The organism is Paenibacillus germinis, from assembly GCF_013141785.1.
Lineage (GTDB): Bacteria > Bacillota > Bacilli > Paenibacillales > NBRC-103111 > Paenibacillus_E > Paenibacillus_E phytorum.
On the sequence record NZ_WHOC01000089.1, the window covers coordinates 191,906 to 200,151 of the forward strand.

Consider the following 8,246-nt stretch of genomic DNA (forward strand, 5'->3'; position numbering starts at 1 on the left):
TTTGTATTCTAGCCTTTCAATGAACCAGCCGTCATTTGCATAAACGATTTATTCGCGATCATATACACGACGAGCAGCGGTAAGATCGATAAACAAGCTCCTGCCAGCATATAATGCGTTTGAACCGCAGCCGATGCCCCATACCGGAGATAGGATAATCCAACGGTTAACGTTTGCAGCTTGGGATTGGTCATCGTAAATACTAATGGACGTAAATATTCATTCCAGGCTCCGCAAAAAGTAAACAGTGCCCCTACACCCAATCCCGGACGCATCAATGGTAAAATAATTCGCCAGAATATCCCGCCGTTCGAGCAGCCATCTATACGCGCAGCCTCATCTAATTCCCGGGAAATACCTTGTAAAAAGCTCAGTAAAATAAAGAAAATATACGCGTGGCCACTCACCAGAATGAGGACGACACCCCATAAATTTGTGTGCAAGTGGAGTTTGACCATAAGCTCAAATTGTGGCCGGATGACAACAGCGCCTATCGATATGAACATGGTAGATGCTTGAATTGCGACGAAAATGGCTTTACCGGGGAAATTAATCCGGTCAACCACATAAGCGGCCATCGAGGCTACGATTAGCGTTCCGATGGTCGTTGCTCCACTTAGAAAGAGACTGTTCCATGTAAACCGAGCGAAGTTGGCTTGCACCCAGGCTTCTTTATAATTCACGAATTGCCAGGAGGATGGAAAAATATTTCCACCTTTCGTAATCTCGATATTAGACATGAAGGAGCCAAGAAAAGTAACAACAATAGGAAACACAATCAGTAAGGCTGTTACTAGTAAAAAGATCCACAGCAGTACTCTTCCGCCTATTCTCGTAAATGAAAATGGCTGGGTTTGTTTATTTATCAGTACATTCGATAACGTTTCTGTAACTTCCATTTTCCCAGCATCCTCCCTCATTGAAGTTTGTTCAGACGTCTAGACATCGCATGATAAGCTAGTGTGATGATGCCTACAATGACGGCTGTAACGAATCCAACGGCACTTCCGTAGCCGAATTGTTGGTCCACAAGTGTCCCTGATGGTGTCGGGAAGAAAAGCTTATATACGTACAAATACATAACTTCCGTCTTTCCTACCGGACCGCCTTCGGTCAAAACCATAATGCTTTCATACCCTTTAAGCGAATTAATAATCGCCAGCATGATCACGATTTGCAGCACTGGCCCTAACATCGGAATGGTTAAGTACCAGAATTGCTGCCATTTATTGGCGCCGTCCAGCGAAGAGCTTTCATACACATCGTTCGGGATATTTTGAAGACCGGCAAGGAACAGCAGCATGTAGTTGCCTACCGCACCCCATACAGCGATAATGATCGTCGTAAACAGGGCGTGTTTGGGACCGAGCCAATCGATTCTTTCGGAAATGATGTGAAACTTCAGCAAATATTGATTGAGAATGCCGTTATAGGAGTCGAAAATAATGAAAAATACGACAGCCATGACAGATGAACTAATGATCGTCGGCATGAAATAGATGGCTCTTAGCCAATTGCGGCCGCGCAGCTTTTGATTCAGAATAACGGCTAACACCAAGCATAATGGTAAAGTAATGATTAACTTACCGCCTGCATAAATGAATGTATTCAAGACAGAGTGCCAATACTCCGTGTCCTGCCAAAGCCTCCTGAAATTATCAAACCCAATAAAAGATGCTTCCCCGAACCCCTTGTAGTCATAAAACATATATCGAATAGCCCAAGCAATCGGATAGACGCCTAGCACCATGGTCAGTAGAAAACTTGGAAATAAAAATAAATATGAAAACCCGATCTGGCGTGTCCTGTTCATCCCGTTCCCTCCTGTAACATCTATACTTAGAGAGCGAGAGTGGAGCTATTCACTCCACTCTCGCTGTATCAATAGCTATTATTTCATCATCAGCTTCATCGGATCGAAGCTTGGATTTGGCTGCACCTTCACTGTACCTTTAGCTACGGCTTTATCGAGAGCATCATTGTAGCGCTTATTCAGATCTTGAATAATTTGATCCAAGTTCCCACCACTGATCATGTATTTGAAAAATGCATCATCTTTTTTCATACCTTCAACAGTTACAGTAGGCTGCAGCGGCCAAGTGCCGTCGTTTCCAACTGGAAGGAAGCCATCAATACCTTTGATTTCCGGTTTTTTCGCTACGGAAGAAACCGATGGCACCATGGATAGACCGAAACCTTTTTCATGGTACGTTTTCAAGACTTCGTCCGTATACATGAACTGCATGAATTTCCATGCTTGGTCTGCATTTTTGGTTGTGTTGCTAATGGCTAACCATTGCCCGCCCAAGAAGGAGGTAGCGCCTTTAATCGTACCATCGATCGTTGGAACCGGTGCGGCTGCCCATTCGATTTTGGCCGGGAACTGATTCGCATACACGCCTGGTTCCGATGAGAATGAAATGTACATCCCGATTTTGCCTTCTGCGAATTGCGCACGCAGCGGGTCAATATCCAGCGATTCCATACCTGGCAGCGTGCTGCCGTCATCTACCATCTGTTTGAACGATGAAATGACATCTTTGAATCCTGTGAAATCAAACTTTGCTGTTTTGAAATCAAAGCCAAGTCCGCCGTAACCGCTCGCTTCAGCGATAACCCTTGCCGATCGACCAAGTGCACTTTCCGGGCTTTTGAAATTTTGAGCAAAACCATAAGAGCCGGAAGCTTTACCTACTGCTGTAATTTTCTTAGCATCCTCGACCATTTCCTTCAATGTTTTCGGAGGAGCAGCAATGCCCGCTTTGGCGAAAAGCTCTTTATTGTAAACAAGTCTCAGTGTTGAACCATAGTTCGGAAGACTGTACATTTTCCCATCAATCCTGTTGAAATCATCAATGACTGGGAATTTCTTTTTGATCGCATCATCAAGGTAAGAATCAATTGGCTTCAAGTATCCTTTTTGCGCAAATGGTTGGATCGTATTTTCTTTCACGCGGATAATATCAGGTGCCTGTCCGGAAGCGAAGGCCAAATCAATCGCCTGGTTGAAATCTTCCGTCTTCACAACCATTTCGACTTCAATGTTCTCGCCGTTCGTTTCGTTAAATTTCTGCACGACACCTTTAATGTAATCCATATCATGACGATCACCCGTCCAATAAGTCAGCTTCGTCTTATCTTTCTTTACAGGAGCTGCGCTAGCGGGTTGTTCAGATGGCTTGGTGGATGCAGCCGGGCTAGTTGCCGCATTGTTGCTTCCGTTGCTGCAAGCAACCAGGCTGCCTGCCAGTAAAACGCTTAAAGTGACCGTCCCAATTCTTTTTACCATTTGTAATCCTCCCTTTTTGTTTGCGAACACGTTGTTTCGTTCTGGAAATGCTTTTGTTTACACTTTTATACTAAAAGAATTCGTTCATTCTGATAATGAGGTCAACTCATGAACAAGGGCAGATATTTCTACATTTTACCCCATCCAGTAATAAAAAAAGCAAACCCTCATAGCTTCGAGGACTTGCCCAGAGACATATCTTTAAATTCAGTCGGTGTGAAGCCTGTTTGCTTTTTGAAAACTTCACTGAAATATCGCCTATGCTCATAGCCAAGCTGCTGCGCGATTTCCTGCACTTGGTAGTCTTCAATGAGCATCGATTTCGCACGTTCTATCTTCGCTATGGTTACGAACTGCTGAAAGGCAGTTCCGGTTACCTTCTTGAACAAATTCGAATAGTACCCCCAACTTAAGTTAGCCTGTTTCGCGCAATGCTCCAAAGTCAAATCCAAATGGAGATTCGATTTGATGTACTCCGCAGAGCGATAAATGATTTTCTGAGACTCGCTTGCTCGCTCCTGATTAATCATGCGGCAGCCGATATCGCACAATTGAACGAACCATTCTCGATACTCTTGCAGATCCGCACCACTCTCACCTCTAATTCTATGGACTTTCGACTCGAAATCGACCATGCTCGCCCGAGGAAATTTTTCCAAGAGTACTCGTAACATCCGTAATACTAGTCCTTGCAGCAAACGTTCGACGACACCAGGCTCAGGCAAAACAGACGCCTTGCCCATCTCGTTGAAAATACCCTTCGCCCATTCCACACATTTATCCAAATTACCTGAACGGAAAGCGAACAGAAACTCATTCTCGCTATCCTCGGTATAAATCCACTCCACGGGGAGATCTGGCGAATCGGCGTTGTAACTGAACGCACCATTGCCTCCTGTATAGAAATGATACGACAACGCGCTTAGCGACTGCTGATAGCTTTTCGGAAGCTCCTGCACCGCACTCACTCTTTGACCGATGCCAATTGAAATCGTGAACTTGGTGTGTCTCGCGATATTTGCACAGCAGTGATCTGCAATTTCAACCAGAAACTCGTCAGACTCCATATTCAAAATGCAAATGTATCGATTAAACGCTTCCCTGAACACGACAGCCGTCGTATAGAAGGAAATCGTTTCCTCCACGATATTTTGCAGAGAGAACCGTGCAAGCTCAAGCTCCTTAACAGGGACCTCGCCGTACTTGTCCGTGAACTGATCGATCTGAATCGTCATCACCACAAAGGGAGGATTCAGTTCATTAATGTCCAGGAAGTCCGACAATCTAGCCAACTCCGCTTCACTGGTTTGATGATGGACGAGCAGAGATAAGTATTCCTGCCGCAGAGCTGGCATACTTTCTTTGATCTTCTGCTGAAGCCCAAGCACGTGCTTACGGCTAAGATTTTCCTGCTCCCATACTTCTTTGGCTTTCACAACGGCTTTCACGATTTGATCAACGGAGAAAGGTTTTTTCACATAATCAAGCGCGCCATATTGAATGGCTTTTTGAGCATAATCAAAATCCGTATAAGCACTTAAAATAATGACCTTACTGTTAGGCAGCACCTCTAATATACTGCGTGTCATCTCTAATCCGTCCATCTTGGGCATCCGAATATCGGTTAGAATAATATCAGGCAAGCTTTCACGAATGACCGACAACCCTTCCTCACCATTGGTCGCGCTTCCCACGATTTCGATGCCGTGTTCGTGCCAAGGGATCTTCTTCGTAATCATGTCCACAACGCTTCGGATATCATCAACGACACATAGTTTAACCGGTCGGTTCATGTTCATGGAAATCCTCCTCTCCTTCATAGCTTGGGATCCATAGTTCAATTCGTGCTCCCCCTAAGTCGTTATTGGTGATCTCCATTCGCTGTTGATCGCCAAAATACAGCTGTAAGCGGGTATAAATATTGCGCAGCGCGTAGCCATGCTTGGACGTTGTAGGGTGAACAATACCCTGAAGGAGCTTCTCCGGCACTAGCCCCTGTCCGTTGTCTTCCACCGTTATATGCAGCCAGTCCCCTTCGGTACAAGCGCTAATCTGAATGTCCCCTCCTGATGTCATATCTTTAAAACCGTGTAAAATACAGTTTTCAACAAGTGGTTGAATCATAATCTTCGGTACCAAGCATGTAAGTAGCTCCGGTTCCACCTCGAATTGGCACACGAACAAATTCTCATAGGACCTTTGCTGAATGGCCAAATATTGACGAACATGCTCCAACTCATCACCCAGTGTAATCAGATCGCGCCCGCCGCTAAGGCTTAATTGGAACATTTGCGACAGCGCCAGGATCATTTCGTTCACGTCGTCGTTTTCGCCCAAAACTGATTTGCAGTAAATGGTATTCAGCGTATTATAGAAAAAATGCGGGTCCATCTGGGCCGATAGCGCCTTAATTTCAGCCTTCCTCTTATCGCGCTCACGGTTCTTCACATCTTCAATCAGCTGTTTGATTTCGTCCAGCATCCGGTTAAAACGGAACCCTACCTGGGATACCTCATCCTTATAAACGCTTTCAAAACGAACAGAAAGATCATTCTCTTCCACTCGCTTCATCAGCTTTTGAAGTCTGTATAGCGGTTTTAAAAGTAGATAGGTTAAATTATTCGTTATGAATAGCGATAAAATAATAAACCCGATAATCACATAGGTGGTGGCTCTTTTAATCCCATTTAATTTGGCCAATAAGTCATCCTTCGCTTGAACACTGACAATCATCCAATCGTCCTTTACATCCAGTCGCGAATAGTTAACTAAGTAGTCCTTTTTATCATTCGAGTAAAAAAAAGAACCTTTCATTTGATCACTTAATTGCTCAAAAAATGCGGGCTTTTGAATAAAATGGTCATTACTCGTCCTATCCGCGTAATTCACATCTTCTCCTTTGGCATCGATGAAATAATATTGTTTATTCGTTTTGGTCAAATTCTCCATAAAGAGATCCCGTAGGTCATCTTCTTTCACATTGACTACGACGTATACATTGGTAGGTTCATAGACCATGAAAGAGTCTTCGCCAACGCCTTCTGTAACGAGCGATATTACCCTTTGCTTGCCTGTAAAAAAGGGATCGACATGCCCTTGACTCCAGAAGCCACGATTCAGTTGCTTGAAGTGCTCATACATCTCCGATTTATAAAATGAATTCGCCGTGTTCCGCACACTGGAGGTCGGATAAAAATCTCCGATCGGCGTGGCGATCAGAATGCTATCAATCATTGAATCATTGAATTTCACCTGGGAAAAAACATACTGCAAGGAGGTCAATGACTTATAGTAGCTAGATCTATCATTCGTTTGTACATCCTTCATTAATTGTTTGAAAGCATCGCTGAACATCAACGCCCTTATGGCAATACCAATGTTCTTCAACCGTTCATTCACGATTTGCGCCGATTGATTAACGGTATCTTGACTAGACTGCAGGGCATTACGCTGAATCTCCTTTGAAGCGATCAAATAAGCAATACTGCCCGTTGCCATAAGACCTAAGGTGATCAGAACAACAAATGTAAGCCATATTCTTTGTTTTAAAGAGAAGGAATGGAATATTTTTTGAATTGGCGACCACACTCGAGACTTGTTCATGGGTGTCTCCATCACCTTTCGTGTTGTGAGAATACGGACTTCATCTATTTTATTATAGTATAGGATGCTTATTTTCGACATGAGGGAAAATCATGAAGGAGGGCAGCTTTTTCAATATGCGGGAGGAAACGGTGTGATTTTCTCGAATACGAACAAATGTTCTTTATTTTTTGATGAAAATATGGTAATAATAAGAGGTAACCTATTTTCGTGTGAAAACCAAGGAGGCATTTATAATGACAGTGAGATTAACCCCCTATCTAGTAATGGAAGGCAATGCGAAGGAAGCTATTCAATTTTACGAAAAAGCATTAGGTGCCCAAGTTCTTTTTTCTCAATCTTTCGGTGAGATGCCGGCGAACCCTGATTTTCCTTTACCGTCAGAAGCTATGGAACTCGTCGGACACGCGATGCTGCAAGTTGGTGAATCCAGCCTGATGCTATCCGACACATTTCCGGGCCAAACCGTTCAAAAGGGAGAAAACGTAACCATCTGTATTACATCAAAAGACGCGGAGAAATCAAAGCAGTTTTATGAAGCTTTGAAGCAAGGCGGTCGAGTAATCATGGAGCTCCAAGAGACTCATTTTAGCCCTGCGTATGGACAAGTTACCGACAAGTTCGGCGTATCTTTCCAAATTTTCACTGAAGGAACATCTATGAATTAAGGTTATTAGCTCAAAAAGGCCCTGTTCGCATCCACTGCGACAGAGCCGTTTTATGTTTAGGAGTACCAATAAAGCGCATACTCGGTCATCACGGATGTATGCCCCATTTGACGCAGCATAGCTGTAATATTACCGCGATGATAGGTTGCGTGATTGACGACCTGCAGAACCATTTCAGATAAGCTGGTATCACGCGGTCTCGTATAAGGATTATCTAGCATAATCCTCTTCTCCATATTTTCCTGTTGGTTCAAAAGTGTCTTAAACTGCTCTGATATCTGGACGTACATCTTCTCCATTTCCTCAATGCCTTTCGACTCTACGCCAGCAGTCAATTGAGCTGAATCGGCCATTGCTTCCCTCATGCTTTTACCGGAAATAATGTCTAACCAACACGCATCCACCAGGTAAATATGAGCGATCGCCTTCGATATTGTAGAAAAAACGCTTTGAATCTCTTTATTATATACGTCCTGTGGAAGTTCTTTTAATCGATTCAGCATAGTTTGGTTCGCCCATACGTGGTAATCGTACATTTGTATTGCAGGATGAGTCATAGAATCGTCTCCTTTTTTTAGCTTTTCTTGCGTCATTTCAAGTGTTACCTTTATCATACAGCAAATACCCTGACAGCATTATGTCAGGGTATATAAATAAGCGCGAAAATCGCGCTTTCAGTGAGTGCT

General features: G+C 43.7%; 7 protein-coding genes. 1 reads left to right on the top strand and 6 read right to left on the bottom strand.

The genetic code is table 11. The features are described 5' to 3' along the window. Window positions 1–8 precede the first annotated feature (8 nt). The 5 genes from GC102_RS18660 to GC102_RS18680 all read right to left on the bottom strand — a co-directional run bounded on the left by GC102_RS18660 (window position 9) and on the right by GC102_RS18680 (window position 6,892). On the bottom strand, window positions 9–899 hold the full coding sequence (locus tag GC102_RS18660; RefSeq protein ID WP_171690865.1) for a carbohydrate ABC transporter permease: 891 nt from the start codon (window positions 897–899) through the stop codon (window positions 9–11). A 17-nt stretch (window positions 900–916) separates the two neighbouring features. Next, complete coding sequence (locus GC102_RS18665; protein ID WP_171690866.1) at window positions 917–1,813, bottom strand: carbohydrate ABC transporter permease; 897 nt, start codon at window positions 1,811–1,813, stop codon at window positions 917–919. Window positions 1,814–1,891: 78 nt separating this feature from the next. Beyond that, on the bottom strand, window positions 1,892–3,289 hold the full coding sequence (locus tag GC102_RS18670; protein ID WP_171690867.1) for an ABC transporter substrate-binding protein: 1,398 nt from the start codon (window positions 3,287–3,289) through the stop codon (window positions 1,892–1,894). A 167-nt stretch (window positions 3,290–3,456) separates the two neighbouring features. Next, the gene (locus GC102_RS18675; RefSeq protein ID WP_171690868.1) at window positions 3,457–5,088 is read right to left on the bottom strand and encodes a response regulator; all 1,632 of its coding nucleotides are present in this window, start codon (window positions 5,086–5,088) and stop codon (window positions 3,457–3,459) included. Beyond that, entirely contained in the window at window positions 5,066–6,892 is a 1,827-nt protein-coding gene (locus GC102_RS18680) for a sensor histidine kinase (RefSeq protein WP_171690869.1), read from the bottom strand. The genes GC102_RS18675 and GC102_RS18680 overlap by 23 nt, the downstream gene beginning before the upstream one ends. A 236-nt stretch (window positions 6,893–7,128) precedes the next feature. Here GC102_RS18680 and GC102_RS18685 point away from each other — a divergent pair, with 236 nt between their 5' ends. Next, window positions 7,129–7,560, top strand: a complete 432-nt coding sequence (locus GC102_RS18685; RefSeq protein ID WP_171690870.1) for a VOC family protein — start codon at window positions 7,129–7,131, stop codon at window positions 7,558–7,560. A gap of 56 nt (window positions 7,561–7,616) precedes the next feature. Here GC102_RS18685 and GC102_RS18690 read toward each other — a convergent pair whose 3' ends face one another. Further along, window positions 7,617–8,117 carry a DinB family protein gene (locus tag GC102_RS18690; protein WP_171690871.1) on the bottom strand — a complete coding sequence of 167 codons (501 nt, stop codon included), beginning with the start codon at window positions 8,115–8,117 and terminating at the stop codon, window positions 7,617–7,619. Window positions 8,118–8,246 lie beyond the last annotated feature (129 nt).